This is a genomic window from Thioclava sp. ES.031 (assembly GCF_002563775.1).
Lineage (GTDB): Bacteria > Pseudomonadota > Alphaproteobacteria > Rhodobacterales > Rhodobacteraceae > Thioclava.
The window spans coordinates 271942-295000 of sequence record NZ_PDJO01000001.1 but is presented as its reverse complement, the minus strand read 5'-3'; the positions used below and the strand labels follow the sequence as shown (position 1 = coordinate 295000).

23 protein-coding genes are annotated in these 23059 nt (G+C 63.3%); 14 read left to right on the top strand and 9 right to left on the bottom strand.

The features are described 5' to 3' along the window. Positions 1-303 precede the first annotated feature (303 nt). Complete coding sequence (gene msrQ, locus AXZ77_RS01520) at positions 304-909, bottom strand: protein-methionine-sulfoxide reductase heme-binding subunit MsrQ (RefSeq protein WP_098409765.1); 606 nt, start codon at positions 907-909, stop codon at positions 304-306. Beyond that, positions 909-1838, bottom strand: coding sequence for a protein-methionine-sulfoxide reductase catalytic subunit MsrP (gene msrP, locus AXZ77_RS01515; RefSeq protein WP_098409764.1), 930 nt, complete (start codon positions 1836-1838; stop codon positions 909-911). The genes msrQ and msrP overlap by 1 nt, the downstream gene beginning before the upstream one ends. Positions 1839-2004: 166 nt before the next feature. Between msrP and AXZ77_RS01510 the strand changes: the two genes are divergently transcribed. Next, positions 2005-2457: a DUF302 domain-containing protein gene (locus tag AXZ77_RS01510; RefSeq protein WP_098409763.1), complete on the top strand. Its 453-nt coding sequence runs from the start codon at positions 2005-2007 to the stop codon at positions 2455-2457. 46 nt (positions 2458-2503) lie between these two features. Here AXZ77_RS01510 and AXZ77_RS01505 read toward each other — a convergent pair whose 3' ends face one another. Further along, positions 2504-2953, bottom strand: coding sequence for an ion channel (locus AXZ77_RS01505; RefSeq protein ID WP_098409762.1), 450 nt, complete (start codon positions 2951-2953; stop codon positions 2504-2506). 103 nt (positions 2954-3056) lie between these two features. Here AXZ77_RS01505 and smpB point away from each other — a divergent pair, with 103 nt between their 5' ends. From smpB to AXZ77_RS01475, 6 genes are all read left to right on the top strand, one after another. Beyond that, complete coding sequence (gene smpB / locus AXZ77_RS01500) at positions 3057-3530, top strand: SsrA-binding protein SmpB (protein WP_078522393.1); 474 nt, start codon at positions 3057-3059, stop codon at positions 3528-3530. Positions 3531-3613: 83 nt separating this feature from the next. Continuing rightward, positions 3614-4471, top strand: a complete 858-nt coding sequence (gene sseA, locus AXZ77_RS01495) for a 3-mercaptopyruvate sulfurtransferase (RefSeq protein WP_098409761.1) — start codon at positions 3614-3616, stop codon at positions 4469-4471. After that, the gene (locus AXZ77_RS01490) at positions 4471-5652 is read left to right on the top strand and encodes an amino acid aminotransferase (protein WP_098409760.1); all 1182 of its coding nucleotides are present in this window, start codon (positions 4471-4473) and stop codon (positions 5650-5652) included. The genes sseA and AXZ77_RS01490 overlap by 1 nt, the downstream gene beginning before the upstream one ends. A 141-nt stretch (positions 5653-5793) precedes the next feature. Next, the gene (locus AXZ77_RS01485) at positions 5794-6249 is read left to right on the top strand and encodes a MarR family winged helix-turn-helix transcriptional regulator (protein WP_098409759.1); all 456 of its coding nucleotides are present in this window, start codon (positions 5794-5796) and stop codon (positions 6247-6249) included. Continuing rightward, positions 6242-7372: an HlyD family secretion protein gene (locus tag AXZ77_RS01480; RefSeq protein WP_255266385.1), complete on the top strand. Its 1131-nt coding sequence runs from the start codon at positions 6242-6244 to the stop codon at positions 7370-7372. Before AXZ77_RS01485 ends, AXZ77_RS01480 begins: the two co-directional genes overlap by 8 nt. A gap of 3 nt (positions 7373-7375) precedes the next feature. Continuing rightward, the gene (locus AXZ77_RS01475; protein ID WP_098409757.1) at positions 7376-8938 is read left to right on the top strand and encodes a DHA2 family efflux MFS transporter permease subunit; all 1563 of its coding nucleotides are present in this window, start codon (positions 7376-7378) and stop codon (positions 8936-8938) included. 73 nt (positions 8939-9011) lie between these two features. Here the strand turns inward: AXZ77_RS01475 and AXZ77_RS01470 are convergent, their stop codons facing one another. Both AXZ77_RS01470 and AXZ77_RS01465 read right to left on the bottom strand, forming a co-directional pair. After that, entirely contained in the window at positions 9012-10301 is a 1290-nt protein-coding gene (locus AXZ77_RS01470; RefSeq protein ID WP_098412399.1) for an ammonium transporter, read from the bottom strand. Between the two features lie 64 nt (positions 10302-10365). Continuing rightward, on the bottom strand, positions 10366-10704 hold the full coding sequence (locus AXZ77_RS01465; RefSeq protein ID WP_078522388.1) for a P-II family nitrogen regulator: 339 nt from the start codon (positions 10702-10704) through the stop codon (positions 10366-10368). A 270-nt stretch (positions 10705-10974) separates the two neighbouring features. Here AXZ77_RS01465 and AXZ77_RS01460 point away from each other — a divergent pair, with 270 nt between their 5' ends. Then, positions 10975-13179: a transglycosylase domain-containing protein gene (locus AXZ77_RS01460; protein ID WP_098409756.1), complete on the top strand. Its 2205-nt coding sequence runs from the start codon at positions 10975-10977 to the stop codon at positions 13177-13179. 91 nt (positions 13180-13270) lie between these two features. Here AXZ77_RS01460 and AXZ77_RS01455 read toward each other — a convergent pair whose 3' ends face one another. Together AXZ77_RS01455 and AXZ77_RS01450 are read right to left on the bottom strand one after the other, a co-directional pair. After that, positions 13271-13894 (bottom strand): phospholipid-binding protein MlaC, encoded by a 624-nt coding sequence (locus AXZ77_RS01455; RefSeq protein WP_098409755.1) that lies wholly within the window; start codon positions 13892-13894, stop codon positions 13271-13273. Next, positions 13857-14633, bottom strand: coding sequence for a VacJ family lipoprotein (locus AXZ77_RS01450; protein ID WP_255266384.1), 777 nt, complete (start codon positions 14631-14633; stop codon positions 13857-13859). The genes AXZ77_RS01455 and AXZ77_RS01450 overlap by 38 nt, the downstream gene beginning before the upstream one ends. Before the next feature lie 216 nt (positions 14634-14849). Here AXZ77_RS01450 and AXZ77_RS01445 point away from each other — a divergent pair, with 216 nt between their 5' ends. Continuing rightward, complete coding sequence (locus AXZ77_RS01445) at positions 14850-16613, top strand: type I secretion system permease/ATPase (RefSeq protein WP_098409754.1); 1764 nt, start codon at positions 14850-14852, stop codon at positions 16611-16613. Continuing rightward, a complete protein-coding gene (locus AXZ77_RS01440; protein ID WP_098409753.1) occupies positions 16610-17944 on the top strand; it encodes an HlyD family type I secretion periplasmic adaptor subunit in 1335 nt (444 codons plus the stop codon). Before AXZ77_RS01445 ends, AXZ77_RS01440 begins: the two co-directional genes overlap by 4 nt. Positions 17945-17962: 18 nt before the next feature. On the opposite strand, the gene AXZ77_RS01435 is transcribed toward AXZ77_RS01440, so the two are convergent. Continuing rightward, positions 17963-19141: a lytic murein transglycosylase gene (locus AXZ77_RS01435; RefSeq protein WP_098409752.1), complete on the bottom strand. Its 1179-nt coding sequence runs from the start codon at positions 19139-19141 to the stop codon at positions 17963-17965. A 195-nt stretch (positions 19142-19336) separates the two neighbouring features. Between AXZ77_RS01435 and AXZ77_RS01430 the strand changes: the two genes are divergently transcribed. Further along, entirely contained in the window at positions 19337-19684 is a 348-nt protein-coding gene (locus AXZ77_RS01430; protein ID WP_078570812.1) for a hypothetical protein, read from the top strand. 46 nt (positions 19685-19730) lie between these two features. Here the strand turns inward: AXZ77_RS01430 and AXZ77_RS01425 are convergent, their stop codons facing one another. Further along, positions 19731-20906: a MalY/PatB family protein gene (locus tag AXZ77_RS01425; RefSeq protein ID WP_098409751.1), complete on the bottom strand. Its 1176-nt coding sequence runs from the start codon at positions 20904-20906 to the stop codon at positions 19731-19733. 129 nt (positions 20907-21035) lie between these two features. Between AXZ77_RS01425 and def (AXZ77_RS01420) the strand changes: the two genes are divergently transcribed. Genes def (AXZ77_RS01420) through fmt form a run of 3 tightly spaced genes read left to right on the top strand, consistent with a single transcriptional unit; the run spans position 21036 to position 22981 of the window. Further along, positions 21036-21581 carry a peptide deformylase gene (def, locus tag AXZ77_RS01420; protein WP_075775430.1) on the top strand — a complete coding sequence of 182 codons (546 nt, stop codon included), beginning with the start codon at positions 21036-21038 and terminating at the stop codon, positions 21579-21581. Beyond that, positions 21581-22081, top strand: a complete 501-nt coding sequence (def, locus tag AXZ77_RS01415) for a peptide deformylase (RefSeq protein WP_098409750.1) — start codon at positions 21581-21583, stop codon at positions 22079-22081. The genes def (AXZ77_RS01420) and def (AXZ77_RS01415) overlap by 1 nt, the downstream gene beginning before the upstream one ends. 3 nt (positions 22082-22084) lie before the next feature. Further along, positions 22085-22981 carry a methionyl-tRNA formyltransferase gene (gene fmt, locus AXZ77_RS01410; RefSeq protein ID WP_078570809.1) on the top strand — a complete coding sequence of 299 codons (897 nt, stop codon included), beginning with the start codon at positions 22085-22087 and terminating at the stop codon, positions 22979-22981. Positions 22982-23059: the final 78 nt, after the last annotated feature.

The following is a 23059-nucleotide window of genomic DNA, read 5'->3' as shown; positions in this document are numbered from 1 at the left end:
CTCCAAAATTTCCTTCGCCGTCAGTCCCTTGCGAGCCTTTCCGGCGCCCCGTTGCGGTGTGTTCCGCTTCGGTGAGGCGGTATTTACGGATCACACCCGGGAGTCGCAAGTGCCTTTTTCGAAAAACTGTCACTTTTCTCGAAAGAACAACGCAACACACTGAAATCGCTATGCTTTAGATCACACCGCAAATGCACCCAATTCACCCCAAACCACCGCAGGGAAGAATCTTGCGCAAATCACCCACCCCCGCGAAACCTCCTGAGGACCATGCCCCAAGGGCAGCACCCCAAACCGCCCGAGTCACCAGCGAAACGAACGGAATCGAACCGCAATCAATGCAATGAAAACACAAAGCCAGAGCCAACCCTCGCTGGAAATCACCTTCATCTGCCAAAGGTAGTGAATCACGCCGAGCGCCACCGCCGGATAGACCAGCATGTGAATCCGCCGCCAGTTTTTCCCCAGCTTGCGGATCGAGGCGTTGTTCGAGGTCACCGCCAAGGGGATCAGCAGGACGAAGGCGGAGATGCCGAAGAAGAGGTAGGGGCGCTTGATGAGGTCCGCCGCGGCCTGTGCCCAGAGCATCCCCATATCCAGCACCACCCAGGCGATCAGGTGCAGTGCGACATAGAAGAAGGCCAGCAAGCCCACCGCGCGGCGGTACTTGATAAGGTTAAGGCCAAGGAACCGGCGGGCGGGCGTGATGGCCAGCCCGCCGATCAGGAACCACAGGGCGATCTTGCCGAGGCGATGCTCGATCGCTTTCACGGGATCGACGCCGATCCCGCCGGACAGCGTGAGCCAGACCACCCATGCGAGCGGGATCAGCCCCGCCAGATAGACGGCCCAGCTGGGCACGCGCCGCAGTGCGGTGTTGATCGGGGCGGAGAGGGTTGCGCTGATCATCAGTAATACTTCGCGAGATCCATGCCTTTATAGAGCTGCGCGACCTCGTCACCGTAGCCGTTGAACATCAGCGTCTCCTGACGGCCGGCAAAGAGGCCCGCGCCCACGCGACGTTCGGTGGCCTGCGACCAGCGCGGGTGATCCACTTTCGGGTTCACATTGGCATAGAAGCCGTATTCGCGCGGCTGCAGCTGGTTCCACGTCGTCGGCGGCTGCTTGTCGGTCAGCGAGATCTTCACGATGCTCTTGATCGACTTGAAGCCGTATTTCCACGGCACGATCAGGCGGACCGGCGCGCCGTTCTGGTTCGGCATCTCTTCGTCATAGAGACCGGTCGCCAGAATGGTCAGCGGGTTCATCGCCTCGTCGATGCGCAGCCCCTCGACATAGGGCCAGTCGATACCGCCCTGTTTCTGCCCCGGCATCTGCTCGGGACGGTAGAGCGTCTGGAAGGCCACGTATTTCGCGGAAGGCTGCACGCCCACGCGGTTCAGAAGGCTGGACAGCTCAAACCCGATCCACGGCACGACCATCGACCACGCCTCCACGCAGCGGAAGCGGTAGATGCGCTGCTCGAGCGTCACGGGCTTGAGGATATCGTCGAGCGGATAGGAGCCGGGCTTGTCGACCATGCCGTCGATTTCGATCGACCACGGGTCGGTCACCAGTTGATCGGCGTATTTCGCCGGGTCGGACTTGTCCCAGCCGAATTCGTAGAAGTTGTTGTAGGAGGTAATCTCCTTGAGCGTGTTCGGCTTGGCGTCGGTCGAGAATTTCGAGGGTTTGGCGTCGATGCTGGCAAAGCTCGGCCCGGCAATCGAGCCGAGCGCCATCGCGCCTGCGCCGGCCATGATCTGGCGGCGGCTCAGGAAGTCGGCCTTGGGCGTCACATCGGCCCAGCTCGGGTCGGTCGGTCTCGTCTTGCGCATGGAATTCTCCTCTCTGCCCCTACATATGGGGCGGTGCCCGTCGCTTACACTTCGGAACTTACAGCGACATTGTTACCTCTAGGCACGTAGAAAAATACGCGCCAGTATCGAGACTGGATCAACGGACGGCGCAAAGTCGTCCGATCGGGAGACAAGGGAGAGAGAGATGAAACGCTTCATCGGCGCCGCACTCGCGGCGGTCATCACAGTGGGGGCGAGCGCGGCAACGGCCGAGGACGCCCATACCTGGACCACCGAAGACACCTTCGACAACGTCACCTTCGCAGTGCAGAACGCAATCATCGGCGCGGGGCTCGTGGTGGATCACGTCAGCCATACCGGAGACATGCTGGAGCGCACGAAAGACGCGGTCGGCAGCACCAAGACGCTGTTCACCGGCGCGGACGTGTTCTCCTTCTGCTCGGCACAGACGTCGCGCGAGGTGATGGAGGCGGATATCGCCAACGTCCAGTACTGCCCCTACACGATCTTCGTCTACCAGACGCCCGAGGACACGGATCACGTGACGGTGGGCTTCCGCTCCTATGACGAAGAGTCGATGCAGCCGGTCACCGATATGCTGACCGGGATCGTCAAAGATGCTCTGATGCTCGACTGACGGATATATAGCTCGCGTGCGCACCCGCGCGCGCGATCACAGCAGCTCAGCTCGCGCCGCGCTCGGCCCGGGCCTCCAGCTGACTCTTGCGCACGTGTCGGATCACCTCGACCAGCAGCGCGGTCAGAAGCCCCACATTCAGCAGCCCGTTCGCCGCCGCCATCCCGCCAAGGATGCGCCATTGATGCGAAAGCAGGATGTCGCCGTAACCCAGCGTGGTGAAGCTCACGAGCGAGAAGTAGACCGACTCCTCCATCGTCGGGAACACGTCGAGGATGCGGAAGCAGAAGGCCCAGAGCCAGACGCCGGCCGTCACCATCGCCAAGGCCCAGAGGGCGGCGACGACGACCATCAGCATCAGCTTCGGACGGTGCGGCTCACGCAGCATCCACCAGTGCAGCCGCGAGAATGTCGCCTCGATCGCCCAGGCGCTGAGCGCGGCGATGCACACAGTCAAAAGCATCATCACCGAACCGATGGCGATCTGAATGATCATGGGCGTTCCTCCTGCCCTAGCTATTTCGCGCCACCGCACGGGCGTCAAGCGTAGCGGTGCCGCACTGGACAGAGCCGCTTGCCTGCCCTATCTCGATGCGACTATGGCAAAGCATTCAGACCCCAATTCCAAGCTGATCGCCGAGAACCGGCAGGCACGTTATCACTACGCCGTCGAGGACACGCTCGAGGCGGGCATCGTGCTGCAAGGCTCCGAGGTGAAATCGATGCGCGTCGGTCAGACGAACATCGCCGAGAGCTACGCCTCGGTCGAGGATGCCGAATTGTGGCTGATCAACTCCTATATCGCGAGCCTGAACCAAGCCTCGCATTTCGGCCATGAGGAGCGGCGCAAGCGCAAGCTTCTGGTGTCCAAGCGAGAGCTCGCGCGCCTGTGGAACGCGACCCAGCGCGAGGGCATGACCATCGTGCCGCTGAAGATGTACTTCAACGAGAAGGGCATCGCGAAGGTCCTGATCGGGATCGCCAAGGGCAAGAAGCAGGCCGATAAGCGCGAAACTGAGGCGAAACGCGACTGGAACCGCCAGAAACAGCGCCTTCTGAAGCAGAATTACTAGGGGCATGGGGCGGATTTACCCGCCCTGCCCTTGCGTCTTGCGCGCCGCTGAGTCTAAGCAATCCCGACCGGCAAAAGAGGCGCATGACGATGGATGACCCGAAAACGCTCGTATCGACGGATTGGCTTGCTGCCCATCTGAAGGACCCCGACCTGCGCATTCTGGACGCTTCGTGGTTCCTGCCGCAGATGGAGCGGGATGCGAAGGCGACCTACGACGCCAAGCACATCCCCGGTGCGCGCTTCTTCGACATCGACGATATCGCCGATAACCGCTCGGATCTGCCGCATATGGCGCCGCCGCCCGAGAAGTTCATCTCGCGGATGCGCGCGATGGGCGTGGGCGACGGCCATCAGGTCGTGATCTACGACCAGCATTCCGTCTTCTCCGCGCCGCGCGTCTGGTGGACCTTCCGCCTGATGGGCAAGACGGATGTGGCGGTGCTCGATGGCGGTCTGCCGAAATGGGAGGCCGAGGGCCGCCCGCTCGAGGACATGCCGCCGATGGTGCGCGACCGTCACATGACGGTGCAGCGTCACCCCGGTCTGGTGAAGGACGTCACGCAGGTCGCCCATGCCAGCAAGCTCGGCGATCACGAGATCATCGACGCGCGCTCGAACGATCGCTTCCTCGGCAGTGCCGCGGAGCCGCGCCCGGGGCTACGTTCGGGCCATATCCCCGGATCGCGCAACCTGCCCTTCGGCGAGCTGCTGACCCCCGAGGGCACTTTCAAATCCCCAGAAGAGATCAAGGCCCTGTTCGAGGCCGCCGGCGTCGACCTGTCGAAGCCCGCGATCACGACCTGCGGCTCCGGCGTCAGCGCCGCGATCCTGTCGCTCGCGCTCGAACTGATCGGCAAGTCCGACTGGTCGCTCTATGACGGGTCCTGGTCGGAATGGGGCATGTATAACGACCTCAAGGTCGCAACGGGAGAAGCATAATGCTGAACAATCTCAAGCCGCAGGCGCCGGACAAGATCCTCGCGCTGATGGAAGAATACCGCGCCGACGAGCGCGACCAGAAGGTCGATCTCGGCGTCGGCGTCTACAAGAACGCCGAAGGCGAAACCCCGATCATGCGCGCCATCCACAAGGCGGAAAAGCAGGTCTGGGATCAGGAAACCACGAAGAAATACGCGGGCCTCGCTGGCCAGCCGGAATTCCACGCGGCGATGGCCGAGATGGTTCTGGGCAAAGGCTACCCGGCCGATCGTCTGGCCTGCCTGTCGACCGTGGGCGGCACCGGCGCCTGCCGCATGGGCTTCGAGCTTGCCCGCATCGCGAACCCCGGCACCAAGATCTGGGTCTCCGACCCGACCTGGCCGAACCACCTCTCGATCCTGAAATTCATGGATCAGGACTTCACCACCTATCGCTATTTCGATTCCGAGACCCGCTCGGTCGATTTCGACGCGATGATGGAAGACCTGAAGGGCGCCAAGGAAGGCGACATCGTGCTGCTGCACGGCTGCTGCCACAATCCGACCGGCGCGAACCTGACGCTCGAGCAATGGGGCAAGGTTGCGGACCTCCTGAAAGAGACCGGCGCCGTGCCGATGATCGACCTCGCCTATCAGGGCTTCGGGGACGGTCTGGAAGCGGATGCGGCAGGCACCCGCCTGATCGCCGAGCGTCTGCCGGAAGTGCTGATCGCGGCGTCGTGCTCGAAGAACTTCGGCATCTATCGCGAGCGCACCGGCTGCCTGATGGTTCTGGGTTCGGAAGAGACCAAGAAGACCGTTCAGGGCAACCTCGCCTATCTCAACCGTCAGACCTACTCCTTCCCGCCCTATCACGGGCAGGCGCTGGTCACCCGCGTGCTCACCGATCCCGAGCTGCGCGCCGATTGGGAAGCCGAGCTGGAAGAGGTTCGCACCGGGATGCTGGAACTGCGCCAGCAACTCGCCGACGAGCTGCGCAAGCTGTCCAATTCCGACCGCTTCGACTTCGTGGCAGAGCACCGCGGCATGTTCTCGCGCCTTGGTGCAACCCCCGAACAGGTCGCTGCGATGAAGGAAGGCAACGCGATCTACATGGTCGGCGACTCGCGTATCAACATCGCGGGCCTTAACAAAAATAGCGTGCCGCTGCTGGCCCGCGCGCTGATCGACGCTGGCGTCTAACCGCTTCCGATAGCAAGAAAATCTAGAACGGCGGTCCATTCGGGCCGCCGTTTTTCGTGGTGGATTTTTCCGCGTTGCGCCCTTGAAATGATAAGCAGGCTCATAATATAGAGGCTTACTTTAATTTCAACGGAGCCCAGGATGCCCGATCAGAGCCTAGGTTTTCTCCTGCACGACGCGACGCGGTTGATCCGCCGTCGGTTCGAGGCACGCGCCAACGAGTTCGGCCTGACGACCGCGCAATGGCGGCTTCTCGTCTACCTCAAGAAGGAAGGCGCGCTGCCGCAGGCCCGGCTGGCCGAGCTGCTCGAAATCGAACCGATTTCGGTCTCGCGCCTCGTCGACCGCATGGAAGAAGCCGACTGGGTCTGCCGTAAACCTGATCCGAATGATCGGCGCGTCAAGCTCGTGCACCCGTCTCCAAAGGCGCGCAACGCTTTTGAAGACGCCCGCGACATCGCGGAGGAAATCTACGCCAAGGGGCTGGCGGGGCTGAGCGATGATGATGTCGCGACCGCACTGAACACCCTGCGCCAGATCATCCGAAACCTCTCCGAAGACTGTACCTCCCCCACGTCAGAGAATGATCATGAGTGACCAGAAACCGACCGCCGAGACCGCGGAAACCCAATCGAAACAGAAACAGAAGAAGGGGCCGAAATTCTGGCTCCTCATTCTTGTGCCCGCCCTGATCGTTATGGGCGGTGCGTGGTACTGGCTGAGCTCCGGTGGCTCGCAAAGCACCGAAAACGCCAATTTCCAGATGGCGCGGATCCCCGTCGCCTCGCAAATCTCGGGCCGCGTGACCGAGGTGTTTGTGCATGACAACGAGCATGTGAAAAAAGGCGCGCCGCTGTTCGAGCTCGACAAGAAGCCCTACGAGCTGGCACTCGCCAAGGCCGAGGCCGCGCTGTCGCAGGCCCGCCTTCAGGTCGAACAGCTTCGCGCCTCCTACAAGGCCGCGCTCGCCGATGAGAAACAGGCGGCGGATAACGCGGCGTATCAGGAGAAACAGCTCGACCGTCAGGAAAAGCTGATCAAATCCGGCACCACGACGCAGCAGGCGCTCGACCAGCAGCGCACGGCGACGCAATCGGCGCAGAACACGCTGGCCGCGGCCAAGCAGAAAGTGGCATCGGCCAAAGTCGCGCTCAACGGCAATCCCGAGATTCAGGTGGATGAGCACCCTTCCGTGAAATCGGCGATCGCGGCGGTCAATGACGCCAAATACAACCTCTCGCAGACCGAGGTCGATGCGCCCACCGATGGCATCATCTACCAGGCCTCCTCGTTCAAGGCGGGCGAGATGGTCGGCGCCGGTGCCAGCCTCTTCACGCTGGTCGATACCAGCGACGTCTGGGTGATCGCGAACTTCAAGGAAACCGCGCTGACCCATATGCAAGAGGGCCAGTCGGCCACCGTCGAATTCGACGCCTTCCCCGATCGTGAATATCACGCGACGGTCAGCGCGGTCGGTGCGGGCACGGGAGCCGAGTTCTCGATCCTTCCGGCGCAGAACGCGACCGGCAACTGGGTGAAAGTGACACAACGCGTTCCGGTGCGCCTGCGCCTCGACGAAGGCGCGAATCTCGACGGTCTGCGCGCAGGTCTGTCGGCCAGTGTCACCGTCGACACCGCCTCGGAGCCGCATTACAAGCGCATCCTCGACAAGGCCAACAGTTCGGCCGCCGTGGCGGGCACGACCCAACAGGGGCAGTAAGTCATGGCCGAGGCCGCAGACAAACAACCCAAGGGGATCGACCCGCATAACGTGCCGCATCGCGCGCTGATCATGGCGTCGCTGATGCTGGCCGTGATCATGCAGGTGCTCGATACCACCATCGCGAACGTGGCCCTGCCCGACATGCGCGCCGACCTCGGCGCGTCGCGCGATACGATCAACTGGGTGCTGACTTCCTATATCGTGGCCGCGGCTATCGTGACGCCGCTGTCGGGGTGGCTTGCCAACCGTTTCGGGCGGCGCGAGATCTTCATGGTCGCGGTGATCGGCTTCGTCGTCTTCTCGATGCTCTGCGGGATCGCGTGGTCGCTCGACGTGATGGTGATCTTCCGCCTCATGCAGGGCGTGTTCGGCGCGGCCATCGTGCCGCTCGCGCAGAACTTCATGCTCGACATCAACCCGCGCGAGAAGCACGGGCAGGCGATGGCGATGTTCGGTGCGGGCATCATGCTCGGCCCGATCATCGGCCCCACTCTGGGCGGCTATCTGACCGAGGTGATCAACTGGCGCTGGGTGTTCTACATCAACGTGCCGCTCGGGATGATCGCCATCGCGGGCTCCGCCTTCTTCCTGCCGGAGACGCCCAAGAAGAAGATCGGCTTCGACTTCTTCGGCTTCGCGGCGCTGGCGGTGGCTATCGGGTCGCTGCAGATGATGCTCGACCGTGGGTCCGATCTCGACTGGTTCGCCTCGCGCGAAATCTGGATCGAGGCCGCGCTCGCGATCAGCGGGTTCTGGGTGTTCCTCGTGTGGATTCTCAGCGCGAAGAAGCCCTTCCTTGAGCCGAAGATGTTCCTCGACCGCAACCTCTCGATGGGGCTGCTGTTCATCTTCGTGATCGGGATCATCCTGCTCGCCTCGCTGGCGCTGCTGCCGCCGATGCTGTCGAACATCTTCGACTATCCGACGCTGACGACCGGCCTGGTGATGTCACCACGCGGTGTGGGGGCGATGATCATGATGCTGCTGATCGGGCGGTTGGTGAAGGTCATCGACCTGCGCATCCTCGTGGTGGTCGGCCTGTCCTTAACCGCCTATTCGCTGCATATCATGTCGACCTTCTCGCCGCAGATGGGGCCGAAATGGATCATCATTTCAGGCGTGATTCAGGGGTTCGGGCTGGGCTCGGTCTTCGTGCCGATCTCGACGCTGGCCTTCGCCACGCTCGCCCCGGAATATCGCGGCGACGGCACGGCGCTGTTCTCGCTTCTGCGAAATATCGGCTCGTCCATCGGGATCTCGATCGTGACCGCGCTGCTCACCCACAACATCGCGGTGAACCATTCCGAGATCGTCTCTGCGATCAATCCGCAGAACCTCTCGGGCGTGATGAACGGCGCGAGCGGCATGTCGCGGGAGGCGGCCCTGACGGTGCTCAACAACCTCGCGACTCAGCAGGCGGCGATGATCTCTTACGTGGACGATTTCAAGTTCATGATGTGGGTCACGCTGGCGGCGATCCCGCTGGTCTTCTTCCTGCGCAAGCCGGATTACCAGAACAGCGGCGGAGGCCAGAAGCCGCAAGGCGCTCCGGTCACCGAGTAAGCCGACACCAGACGCAATGAAAAAAGGCCCGGGATCGCTCCCGGGCCTTTCGCTTTGTCTTGGATGAAGCGTCTTAGTTGACGAACTCCGGATAGGCTTCCATGCCCAGTTCCGCCTTGTCGAGGCCCATCATCTCGTCCTCGGCCGGGGCGCGGATGCCCATGACGGCTTTGAGGATGAACCAGACGATTGCCGAGACCACGAAGACGAAGATGCCGACGATGATGATCGAAACGATCTGGCCGTAGAAGGTGCCGTCCGGGTTGGTGATCGGAACAGCCAGCGTGCCCCAGATACCAGCGCCGAGGTGGACTGGGATAGCGCCCACGACGTCGTCGATTTTCAGCTTGTCGAGCATCGGAACCAGCAGGACCACGATGATACCGCCGATCGCGCCGATGATGGTCGCTGCACCGAGGCTCGGGGTCAGCGGCTCAGCCGTGATCGACACGAGGCCAGCCAGAGCGCCGTTGAGAACCATGGTCAGATCCGGCTTCTTGTAGAGGATCTGGGTCAGGATCAGCGCTGCGATCGCGCCACCGGCAGCTGCCGTGTTGGTGTTGGCGAAGATGCGCGAGATATCGGCGACGTTGCCCACGGTGTTCATGTAGAGCTGCGAACCGCCGTTGAAGCCGAACCAGCCGAGCCACAGGATGAAGGTACCGAGCGTGGCGAGCGTCAGGTTCGAACCGGGCATAGCCTGGACCTTGCCGTCCTTATACTTGCCGATACGCGGGCCGAGGATCAGAGCGCCTGCGAGAGCTGCCCAGCCACCGACCGAGTGCACGACGGTCGAGCCAGCGAAGTCGAGGAAGCCGAAATCGGCGTCCAGGAAGCCACCGCCCCATTTCCACGAAGCCTGGATCGGGTAGATGAAGCCCGTCAGGATCACGGTGAAGATCAGGAACGGCCACAGCTTGATGCGCTCGGCCAGGGTGCCCGAAACGATCGACGCGGTGGTGGCGCAGAACATCAGCTGGAAGAAGAAGTCCGAACCGACCGAAGCGTAGGTCAGGTCGACCGAATCCGCGCCGACGCCAACGGGCTCGAGCGAGGTGGTCGAGAAGGCACCCAGCACGCCGTTGATCGACCAGCCGTCGCCCGGATACATCAGGTTATAGCCGATCAGATAGTACATGATCGCCGCGATCGCGAAGAGCGCGATGTTCTTCAGCGACTGCATGGTCACGTTCTTCGAGCGCACGAGGCCAGCCTCGAGCATCGAGAAGCCCGCGCCCATCCACATCACCAGGAAGCCGGTGACGAGGAACATGAAGGTGTTCAGGATGAAGCCGATCTCATTGGCCGGCGGATCGACCGGGGCGGCGTCTTGCGCCAGCGCCGGCAGGGCCACCGCGGTCATCGCAACCGCAAGGCCAGTGATTTTCGAAAGCTTGTTCATTTTCCTACTTTCCCCCTGTCGCGCCTTAAAGCGCGTCGTCATTGGATTCGCCGGTGCGCACGCGAACCGCCTGCCCGACATCGAGAACGAAGATTTTGCCGTCGCCGATCTTGTCGGTTTTCGCGGCTTTCATGATCGTGTCGACAACCTCGTCGGCGAGGCCGTCAGCGACGACGATCTCCAGCTTGACCTTCGGCACGAAGTTCACGGCGTATTCGGCGCCACGATAGATTTCCGTGTGACCCGACTGGGCACCGAAGCCTTTGATCTCGGTCACCATCATTCCGCGCACGCCGATGGTGGTGAGCGCCTCGCGCACCTCCTCCAGCTTGAACGGCTTGATTGCTGCAATGATGAGTTTCACCTGACATCCCTTCCTTGTTCAGCCCTTTCGATGCCCGCTTGGTGACATCGCACGGTGTTAAAAGGCCCGCTGTGCCCCTTTCACACAAGGAAACGAGGTTCCGTCCGAGTAGCAGCGTCAGCGGATTCCGGCTCAAATTTGCACATTTTGTGCGCTTTGCTGATTTTTTAATCACATTGCAAATCTGAAACGTGATTTTTCGCGGGTGCACATCTCGGGTCGGCCCGTGTAGATTGCGCGCAATTAAAACGCAGGCAGCGGAACAGGCAGATGACTCAGAAAGGCGGAGGGCGCGGGCGCCTCGTGGCCGACAAGCGCTATTCCTCTTCGAAGCAGCCTCCCAAGGCATCGAAACCCACCAAACCGCGCAAGACCGCACGGCGGGGTGGCGGAAACGGCGGCGGTGGCGGCGGCAAGCCGCCGCGGCGCAACGGGCCGTTCACCGGTCTGATCATCGGACTCGCCCGGCTGATCTGGCGGATTGTCTGGGGTGTGGGCTGGCGGCTCGCGATGATCGTCGCGCTCGTGGTCGGCGCCGCGACGATGTATTTCTACTCGACCCTGCCCGACTACACGAAGCTGCTCGACGGGCGCACCCGCGGCTCGGTGACGATGCTCGACGATCAGGGCAAGGTCTTCGCCTGGCGCGGCGAGACCTTCGGCGGCCAGATCGACGCGAAGAACGTCTCGCCCTATCTGCGCGACGCCGTGGTCGCGACGGAAGACCGCCGCTTCTACCATCACTTCGGCATCTCGCCGCGCGGCATCGCCTCGGCAATGGCGATCAACATGCGCGAAGGGCGCGGGCCGTTCGACGGCAACGGCGGTTCGACCATCACGCAGCAGACCGCGAAGCTCCTGTGCCTCGGCGTGAAGTTCGACCCGAAGAAATGGAAGAACGAAGCCGCCTATGAGAATGACTGCCGTTCGGGCGGTCTGCGCCGCAAGATCAAGGAAGTGCCCTACGCCTTCGCGCTGGAACTGAAATACTCGAAAGATGAAATCCTTTCGATCTACCTCAACCGCGCCTATCTCGGTGCGGGCGCGCGCGGCTTCGAGGCCGCGTCGGAGCGCTATTTCGGCATCTCGGCGGCCAATGTCGATCCGCAGCAGGCCGCTATGCTGGCGGGTCTTCTGAAAGCCCCGAGCTATTACGCCCCGACCTCGAGCCTCAAACGCTCGCAGGAGCGCGCGGAGACCGTTCTCAGCCTCATGCATGAGCAAAACTACCTGACGGACCGGCAATATCTCGACGCGAAGAACAATCCCGCCACGCTGAGCCAAGCGGCGCAGAAACGCGCGGGCGGCTATTTCGCGGATTGGGTGATGGATACGATCCCGGACTTCCTGTCGCGCGACACGACCGAGGATGTGGTCATCAACACCACGCTCGATCAGCGCATCCAGTCGGCCGCCGAAGACGCGATGAAAACGGTCTACGATAACAAGGTCTCCAAAGGCTCGAAGGCAGAGGCCGCGATCGTCGTGATGAGCGCCGATGGCGCCGTGCGCGGCATGGTCGGCGGCCGGGCCACGAAGGTCTCGGGCGCGTTCAACCACGCAACCATGGCGCAGCGGCAGACCGGCTCGACCTTCAAGCCCTTCGTCTACGCGACCGCGCTCGATTTGGGCTACACCCCGGATTCGATGGTGGATGACGCGCCGGTCACGGTGAAGATGCCCGGCTCACCCGATTGGAGCCCGCGCAACTACGAGCGCAGCTACATGGGGCCGATCACGCTGACCACGGCGCTCGAGCATTCGGTGAACGTCGCCACGGTGCGCGTCTCCGAGGCCGTGGGGCGCGAGAATGTCATCAAGGTCGCGGAAGGCTTCGGCTTTGCGCAGGACCTGCCGAACCTGCCCTCGGTGGCGCTTGGCGTGGGGGAATCGGACCTGCTCGACATGACCGGGGCCTATGCGGGCATCCTCAATGGCGGCTCTTCGGTTCAGCCCTATGGCCTGACCTCGCTGACGCTGAGAGGCGACGACCAGCCGCTCTTCGGCAAACCCGGCGGGATCGGCGAGCGGGTGATCTCGCAGAAGGCGGCGCAGGAACTGACCTATATGATGCGTCAGGTCGTGCTGCACGGGACCGGTCGCCGCGCAAATATCGACGGCTACGAGATCGCGGGCAAGACCGGCACCACGCAGAGCGCACGCGATGCCTGGTTCGTCGGCTTCACCTCGGATTACGTCGTCGGCGTCTGGATGGGCAATGACGACAACACGCCGCTGAAAGGGACGACCGGGGGCGGCCTGCCCGCCGAGATCTTCCATGAGACGATGAAGCGTGTGCTCAACGGCGAAGACCCCAAGCCGCTGCCGATGGCCCATCCGGGCGACTGGCAGGTGCCGGATCAGCAATATCAGGGCCAAAGCCAGAGCGCGGGACAAGCCCCTGCACAGCCGAAACGGCGCGACCCGTCGCAGTCGATCCTCAACGAGTTGCTGAACATCTTCGGCAGCAACTGAACGACCGGCCCGAAACGAAAGAAACGCCCGGACCACTGGCCCGGGCGTTCTCATTTGGCACGGTATCTTGCCGGGCCGAAGCCCGCGCCGGTTACCCTGCCCGTTTCAGATCCTCGATCATCGCGTTGATATTGCCGCGACGCCGATCGAGCATCGCGCCGATCTCGGCCCGTTCGGAGGCGAGCATGTTCACCCCCTCCACGATCAGGTTGAAGAACTTGTCGCTGCCCGAGCGATCCGAGACCTGCCACAGCACCTCGAACGGAGCCTGCCCCGGCAGGCTCGCGAGCGTCTTCACCTCGAAGAAGGTTTTCACCGGGCGGGCGCCCTGAATCTGGAACTTCGCGCCTTGGAACTCGCGGAACCGCTTGCCGTATTTGCGCGAGAGGTAGCCTTGGAACGCCTTGGTGAAAGCTGCGAGCTGCGCCGGGCTCGCCTGCCGCGCCGCCACGCCCAGCGCCGAACGCGCGATGACGTTCACATCCGCATATCGGGCGAAAATTCGTTCGAACATCGCATAGAGAGCGGGCCCGGTGCGCCCCGAGGCGATGGCCGCGTTGACCTCGTTCACCGCTTTCTGGATCAGCGCGCGCGCCTGCGCATCCGTCAGCGCATATGCCGACCCCGGCACCAGGGCTACCGCCAGACCCGCCGCGCCGAGGCCCAGAACCTGCCGCCTATTGCGGCAGTAGGTCTTCGTAGGGATCGTAGGCATTCGCATCGGTGGCCTCCTCGCCATTGAGTTCGTAGCGTCGGTTCTGCAAATACAGAAGCCGGCTTTGGGCATAGCTGTCGGCACTGTCATACAGGATCGAATCGACAGTGGTGCCATACATGTTGCGCTTCGCGACATTGCCGCCGAAGCGTAGCGCCCCTGCGGCGATGCGCTCTTTATCCGGCAGCGCGCCCAGCGGGTCGATCACGAAATCGACCACCATCCCGACTGTATCACGCGTCGTGGACGGCCCGAAGACCGGCAATTCCTGATAATTGCCCTCGCCAACGCCCCAGACATGCAGCGTCTCGCCGAAATCGGTATCCGTCTCGGGCAACGAGAAATCCGTCCCCGCCGGATCGAAAATCCCCCCCAGCCCGATCGTCGAGTTGATGAAGAATCGGAAAGTGTTCTTCACCGCCGGCTCGGGTCGTCCTTGCAGCAAAGAGTTGAGCACTTTGCCCGGCAGGCTGAGATTGCTGCCGACATTATAGAGCGTCTTCGTCACCGGCCCGGGGCCACTGCCATCGGTCGAATCGGCGCGGAAGAAGGCCGAATCGAGCTTCTTGTTGAACTCATGCGTCTTGCGGTTGGCAGCCTCGTAAGGGTCCTGAATACCGGTCGCGGGCGGTGCAGGCGCGCAGGCGGCCAACCCCAGCGCAAGCGCCGTCATCGTAGCCACCGCAGACCACCGCACGCCGATGCGCGCCGCGGTCTTCTGTTCAAATTCCTGCGCCAAAGTCGCTCCCCCTTCGTTGCGGCTTAGGTCCTGAAATAGATAGGGCGCATCCGGTCGTGCCGCAACGCGAGTCGCTCAGAACTCCGGAGTTCCGGAAGAAATGGATCGAATTGACGGGAAAAGGCGCGGGGAAATTAACGCCCCGTTCAGCGCCCTCGCGCCACCCTTGCCAAGCGCGGCGCTCCGATCAGCGCCCGTCATCGCGGGGAGAGCACGATGCCATATTCCAACACCGATCAAGCCATCATCAAACGCAACATCGTCAAAGGGCGCCGGGAGATGGCCCGGCTGCTGGGCCGGGTACGAAGGCAATTCGTGCTGGTCGCAATTTTCGCGGCCTTCATCAATCTGCTCGTTCTCGCGGGGCCGCTGTTCATGCTGCAGGTCTATGACCGCGTGCTGCCCGCGCGGTCCTTGCCGACGCTGATCAACCTGTTCCTGCTGGTGGCCTTTCTCTTCACGATGATGGGCGTCATTGATTGGGCGCGAGGTCGCCTGCTCGCCCGAATCGGAGCGGATCATCAGCGCGGCCTCGAGCGGCGCGTGTTCGACGCCGCCATCATCGACGCCACCATCAACACGCAGGAGCGGTCCTCCAACAACGCCCTGCGCGATCTGGAAATAGTCCAGCGCTATTATGCCTCCCCGGTCGCGGCGGCGGTGTTCGATCTGCCCTGGACGCCGCTCTATCTCGGAGTGTTGTTCGTGTTCCACCCGTGGCTCGGCGCTCTGGCCTTCGCCGGAGGGGCCACGTTGATCCTGCTGTCTCTCGCCACACAGTTCGTCACGCGTGGGCGAATGGAAGAGACGACGCAGCTCGAGAACAAAGCCCGGTATCTCGGAAACGATTTTCTCCGCCAGATCGAAACGGTCGTTTCGCTCGGGATGCGCGAAAGCGGCTTCAAACGCTGGCAGGCGGCGCGGCATGAGTCGATGGACAACGCGATTCATGCCACCGATCTCAGCGGCAGCTTCCATGCCTCGATGCGCGCGCTGCGGATGCTGCTGCAAACCTCGATGCTGGCGCTTGGCGCCTATCTCGTCCTGCAAGGCGAGTTGAGCGCGGGGGCGATGATCGCCGCCTCGATCCTGATGGGGCGATCGCTCGCGCCCGTCGAACTAGCCGTAGGCGGGTGGACGCAATGGCAGCGCGCCACCGTCGCCCGCGACCGGCTGGCGGCCCTGCTCGGCGCTCACCCGGCCGCGCAAAAGGGCGCCGAATGGGTGAGCCCGAAGGCGCGCCTCGCCGTCGAAGACATCACCGTCCGGCCCGCCAATTCCGACCGGGCGGCGATCGAGATGATCAGCTTCTCGCTCGAACCCGGTGAGGCGCTCGGGGTGATCGGCCCGCTCGGCGCCGGCAAATCCGTTCTCGCGCGCAGCCTGTGCAACTTCTCCCACCGAAGCTCGGGCACGATCCGCCTCGACGAGGTGCCGCTGGATCAATACGACCGCGACAATTTGGGACGGCTGATCGGCTATCTGCCGCAATCGGTCACCTTTTTCCCCGGCACCGTGGCCGAGAATATCGCCCGGCTCGACCTCGCGCCCGACATGGACCGGGTCATCGCCGCAGCCAAACGCGCCGGCGCGCACCAGATGATTCTCAAAATGCCCGCGGGCTACGACACGCCGATCGAGTTCGAGGGGGCTTCACTCTCCGATCGCCAGCGTCAGCTCGTCGCGCTCTCGCGGGCGCTCTACCACGACCCGATCCTGCTCATTCTCGATGAGCCGAACCTTCTGCTCAGTGGAGATGGCGGCGCGTGTCTGCACACGATGCTGAGCGATCTGAAGGCACGCGGCGGCGCGGCGATCGTGATGACCAACAGCCCCGGCGCGCTCTCCGAATGCGAACGCATTCTCGTACTCGACCACGGGGCGCAGCGCGCCCTCGGCGCGCGTGACGACGTCCTCAAGCGCATGATCGCCTCGGCCACGAAGGCCCGCGTGGTTCCGCGCGCGGACAGCGCCGCGTGAGCGACGCCTGCATCCATTCCGGGCAAGGGGGCACCTGCTGCACCCCTTCGCAACACGGCGTCCCGATCAGCTTCGGCCTCGCGGCGATCGTCGCCCTCTTCATCGGATCCGCCCTTTGGCTCACCGTCACGCGGCTCGCCGGATCGATCCAGGCCTCAGGACGGATCGAAGTCGACAGCTCCCGCCATGTGATCGAGCATCCGACCGGCGGGACCATCGAACAGATCTATGTCAAAAGCGGCGATCACGTCACCCGTGGCCAAGTGCTGATGCGGCTTGCCTCTGACGACATCCGGACCGAGCTGGCCATTGTCGAAGCCTCGGATTTCGCCCTGCAGGCCCAGCGCGCGCGGCTGCAAGCCGAACGGGACGGCGCGAACACGGTCCCTTACCCGAGGCAGCTTTTGGAGGCAGCCAAGCTCCGTGCGGATGTTACCGATCTGGTCGAGGGGCAGAATTCCCTGTTCGAAGCCCGCAAACAGTCCTTCGCTCAGCAACGCGCCGATATGGCGCGGCAGCTCCAGCAAATCCGCGCGCAGCGCGACGGGCTCGATGCGCAGGTCTCGGCGCTGGAACGCGAAGAGCGGTTGATCGAAAAGGAACTGGCCCTCCGCGAACGGCTGAAGGATCGCGGCCTCGCCACATCGGCGCAAATCCTCGCCCTCACCCGCGAACAGGTCTCGCTCGAGCGACAACTCGGCGCGTTAAGCGCCCAGAAAACGCAGCTCACGGTGCAAAGCGGCGGCGTGGTGCTCACCGCGTCGCGGCTGCAATGGCAACGCCGGGAGGAAATCGAGTCGCAGCTCGAATCCAGTAATGCCCGCGCCATCGAACTCTCGGCGCGCACCACACATCTGCGCAACGAATTGGCGCGGCGCACCCTACGCGCGCCAGTCAGCGGCACGGTGCATGATGTGCGCCTGCGCGGCGCGCATGCGGTGCTGCGCCCGGCGGAGATGGCGATGGCAATCGTAGAGACCGGGCGGCCGCTCATCATCAATGCGCAAGTCGATCCGACCAATATCGACGGCCTGGAGGCAGGCCAGACTGCGATCCTCCGCTTTCCGGGTCTGTCGCGGCGAATCTCGAGCGACGTGACCGGCACGATCACGCGCATCTCCCCCGACACGCTGACCGATCCGGCGACCGGGGCAAGCTATTACAAAGTGCGGATCACCTTTGATATGGGCGAGCTCGACGCAGAAGAACGCAGGCTGCTCGTGCCCGGTATGCCCGCCGAGGTTTTCTTGCAGACCGCACCGGTCTCCCCGATCCGCTACCTGCTCAGCCCGTTCCTCGATTTCTTCGCTCTTGGCGGCGCAGCGGGGTGACCGCCCGCCCCAACGCGATCACAACCGATCGAGCAAAGCGCGTGTCGGCCATCCATCCGCAGGCAGGCCGAACTTCTCTTGCGCCATCTGAACCGCGTTGCGGGTGTTGGCGCCGAGGATGCCGTCGACCGCGCCCACGTCATAGCCCTTCGCGACCAGCTTCTCCTGCAACCGCTTCATCTGCGATACACTTAGCCCCGGTTCGGGCACGCCGGGATCGAGGCGCGGCGCCCCTTCGAGGCGCGTGGCGAAATAGGCCGCGCTGGTGACGTAGACGAAGCTCTTGTTCCATTCGAACAGCACGCGGAAATTCGGATAGACGAGAAAGGCTGGCCCCTTGCGGCCCATCGGCAAAAGGACCGATCCGCGCAGATTGCGCGCAAGCTGCCCCTGCCGCGCACGCACTCCGCGCGCCGCCCATTCGGAGACCGGCAATTCGGTGGTGAGCCCGGTCTGGGACCAGTCGAGATTGTCGGGGACGGTCACTTCCTGCATCCATGGCTCGTGCGGGCGCCACCCCAGATCGCGCAGCATGTTGGCCCCCGACATCAGCGCATCGGGCGCCGAGGTCTTCAGGCGGACATGCCCGTCGCCATCGCCATCGACCCCGTTGTGCAGGATGTCCTCGGGCAGCATCTGCACCTGCCCGATCTCTCCCGCCCAGGCACCGGTGGTACGCTTGGGATCGAAATCGCCGCGCCGGAACAGCTCCCCGGCGGCGATCACCTGCGGCCGAAACAGCTCGGGCCGGCGGCAATCATGGGCCAGCGTCAGCAGCGCATCGCGCGTGTTGAAATCGCCCTGCACCGCGCCGTAATCGGTCTCGAGCGCCCAGAAGGCCAGAAGCACCCCGCGCGAGACGCCATAGGTCTGCTCCATCCGGTCGAAGGTTTTCACATAGCGCTTGGCGTTTTTCGCTCCGTTGACCATCCGGTTCTTGCTGATCACCGCGCTCGCGAATTCGAGAAAGGTTTTGCGAAACACTCCCTGTGCCCGGTCCGCCCGCAACACCGCCGGATTTTGGCGTGCGCCCGCGAGGAACGCATCGGCCTGCTGCGCGTTCAGTCCGGCCGTCTGCAGATCGCTACGAATCCCGGACAGGAAACCGGACCAGCTCCCGCCGCACGCGGCTTGGGCCAATCCGGGAGAGAGCATGGGTGAACAAGCGAGGATCAGGGTGAGCAGAGCTTTACGCATGAGAGCCTCCGGGTTGCGCGGTCACCCTCGACGCTATCTTGCGCGGCCCAAGGCGACAACCCGATGCGGCGACCCTGCAAGCCGTTGCAATTTCAGCACTCTTTGCAGCTGCAGAATCGGATCGTCTGAATGGGTAACTTGCTTTTTACATTGAGGTGATCAGCATGGATCACGGGGAAGCTGTTGGAGGATGTCATGGAATTCCTGCCCAAGGAGGTCCTTGAAGGACTGCGCGCCGCGCAGAAACGCGATGCGGCGAAAAAGGCACGCCTGCGTGTTCTCGCGGGCGGTCAGATCTGGCCGGTGCTGCGCCGGGTGCCGGGTGGCTTCGCGTTGGATGCCGACGAGGTCTCGCATCTGCGCGGCCATGTCGATCTCTATGACGGCCCCAAGCACGTCGCGACCTGCCTGATCGTGGCCTCGGAAATTCAAGGAAACGAGCTGATCTGCACGGTGAAGCGCGAAACGCCCGTCAGCGATCGCGCGGCGCTCGATTTCGCACAGGAAGGGCCGACGCTGTCGGGCTACCTGACGAAGATCTGAGCGCGACCGAGATTTCAAAGGAAAGGGCCGGAAAACCGGCCCTTTTTCATTGTAGATCAGAGAAAGCGGCCTGCAGGCGATCGACCGCTTCGCGCACCCGCGCCCGCGGCGTGGCGAGGTTAAATCGCAGGAAGGTCTCGCCGCCTACCCCGAACGTCGCCCCGAAATTCACCGCGATCTTCGCGTCCTTCAGAACACGCGACTTGTATTCCTCAGCCTCCATTCCGGTGCCGGAGAAATCGACCCAAGCGAGATAGGTCGCTTCGAGCGGCATCGACTTCAGACCCGGAATCTCGGCGACTCCCTGATCGAAAATCCGGCGGTTCTCGTCGAGATAGGCGTTCAGCTCATCGACCCACGCCGCCCCCTCGGGGCTGTAAGCCGCCGTCGCCATCGCGATGCCGAAACTGTTGGGCGAGATCCCCAAAGCGGCCATCCGCAACGCGAATCGGGCGCGCAGATCCGGGTCCGAGATGATCACGTTGCCCGTATGCGTGCCCGCGATGTTGAAGGTCTTCGTGGTGGCCGTCATCATCACCAGCGGCAGATCGGGCGCGGCCTTCGCCATCGGGATATGGGTTTCGCCCGGCATCACGATGTCATGGTGAATCTCGTCCGAGACCAACACCAGCCCGTGGCGCTTCGCAAATGCCGCCGTGGCTTCGAGTTCGGCGCGGGTCCAGACGCGGCCGCCGGGATTGTGCGGCGAGCAGAGGACGAGCATCTTCTCAGCCCCCGTCATCAACCCGTCCCAGGCGTCGAAATCCATCTCGTAGCGGCCATCGACCAGTTTCAGCGGGCATTCGCGCACCTCGCGCCCGGCCGCACGGATGACCCGCGCGAAGGCGTGGTAGACCGGCGTCATCAGAACGACCGCATCGCCCGGGTCGGTATAGGCGTCGACGCAGAGCGCCGTGCCGTTGACCAGACCGTGGGTCGTGAAAATCCAGTCCGGCTCGATCTCCCAGCCGTGGCGCTCACGCATCCACCACTGGATCGCGGCGCGGTACTCGTCATCGCCGCCCCAGTAACCGTAGATACCCTGCGCGACCATATCCTCGAGCGCGCGCTGCACGCAGGTGGGCGGGCGGAAATCCATATCCGCGACCCACATCGCGATCCCGTCTTCCGGCGAAACCCCGTAATACTTTTCCATCCCGTCCCATTTCTGCGAATGGGTGCCTACGCGGTCGATGATTTCGTCGAAGTCGGGTTTGCTCATCTGGGCCTCTCATTGGTCGGATCGGGCGCATCTGAGCAAAAGCAAAGCCGGGTTACAAACGGCGTTTTGTCACTGGCACAATCACCGCTGCCATTGCACAGACGCATTGCTTCGCCTAAATCCCTGCCCATGACGCTACGACCGATCCTGATCCATCCCGATCCGCGCCTGAAAAAGGTCTGCGAGCCGGTGCCCGAAGTTAACGACGAGATCCGCAAGCTCGCCGATGACATGCTCGCGACCATGTATGACGCGCCCGGCATCGGCTTGGCCGGGCCACAGGTCGGCGTGATGAAGCGGATCTTCGTGATGGATTGCGTGAAGGACAAGGAAGCGGCCCCCGAGCCGATGGTCCTGATCAATCCCGAGATCAGCTGGACCTCGGAAGAGACCAATGTCTACGAGGAAGGTTGCCTGTCGATCCCGGATCAATATGCCGAGGTGACGCGCCCCTCCGAGGTGCGGATGAAGTGGCTCGGCCTCGACGGGCAGAGCCATGAGGAACAGTTCGACGCGCTCTGGGCGACCTGCGCGCAGCACGAGTTCGACCACCTCAACGGCAAGCTGTTCATCGACTATCTCGGTCCGATGAAGCGCAAGATGATCACCCGCAAGATGGAGAAGCTCAAGCGCGAGCGCGCCCGTGCGGGCGCGGCCAAGGATCCGATCCTCTGATGGCTTCGCGCGCCTTCATCCCCTATGACGACCGCCGCCTGCATCGCCCCGCCGAGCCGGTCGAGACGATCACCGAGACCGTTCGGATGATCTGGGACGACATGATCGAGACGATGGATGCGATGCCCGGTGTCGGGCTTGCAGCGCCCCAGATCGGGATCATGATGCGCCTCGCCGTGGTCGATGCATCCGACAAGCGCGGTCAGGCCGTGCGGATGGCGAATCCGGAAGTGCTTCATGCGTCGGTGCAGATGCGCAAGCATGAAGAGGCCTCGCCGAACCTGCCGGGCATCTCCGCCCCGATCGAGCGGCCCCGCGCGGTCACGGTGCGCTTCCTCAATGAGAACGGCGAGATGGAAGACCGTGATTTCGTGGGCCTCTGGGCGACGAGCGTCCAGCACCAGATCGATCATCTCAACGGCAAGATGTATGTCGATCATCTCTCGCCCCTGCGCCGCAAGATGCTGGTGCAGAAGTCGAAGAAACTCGCGAAAGGCTAAGCGATGCGCGTCATCTTCATGGGAACGCCGGAGTTCTCCGTCCCCGTTCTGGAGGCGCTGGCCGGCGCGCATGAGGTTGTCGCCGTCTATAGCCAGCCGCCCCGCCCCGCCGGACGCGGCAAGAAAGAGCGCCCCTCGCCGGTCCATGCCAAGGCTGAGGAGCTGGGGATCGAGGTGCGCACCCCGCGGAACTTCAAAGCCCCTGAGGACCGCGACGCCTTCGCCGCGCTGAACGCCGACATCGCGGTCGTGGTGGCCTACGGGCTGATCCTGCCGCAGGCGATCTTGGATGCGCCCGCGAAGGGCTGCCTGAATATCCACGCCTCGCTTTTGCCGCGCTGGCGCGGGGCGGCCCCGATCCACCGCGCGATCATGGCGGGCGACAGCCAGACCGGCATCTGCATCATGCAGATGGAGGCCGGGCTCGATACCGGGCCGGTTCTGCTGCGCGAAGCGACCGAGATCGGCGCGACCGAGACCACCGGCGAGCTGCATGACCGGCTGAGCGCGATGGGCGCGCGGCTGATCCTCGATGCGCTGTCCGAGATCGACTCGCTGATCCTTCAGCCGCAGCCCGAGGATGGCGTGACCTATGCCGCGAAGATCGACAAGGCGGAGGCGCAGGTCGATTGGACGCGCCCGGCCGACGAGGTGATCCGCCATATCAACGGTCTCTCCCCCTTCCCCGGCGCCTGGACCGAGATCGCAGGTGAACGGATCAAGCTGCTGCGCGCCGCCCCGGCAGAGGGAAGCGGCGCGCCGGGCGAGATCCTCGACGGCTTTACCATCGCCTGCGGTACGGGCGCGCTGGAAATCCTCGAAGCCCAACGCCCGGGCAAGCGCCCGATGTCGGGCGCCGACGTATTGCGCGGCCTGCGCCTGCCTGCACGCTTAGGCTGAGCGCAACAGCCTTCCCAAATCGCGGAAGTTGCGGCAAACTTGTGGAAAAATCACAAGGAGCAGTCGATGACCCCCTAT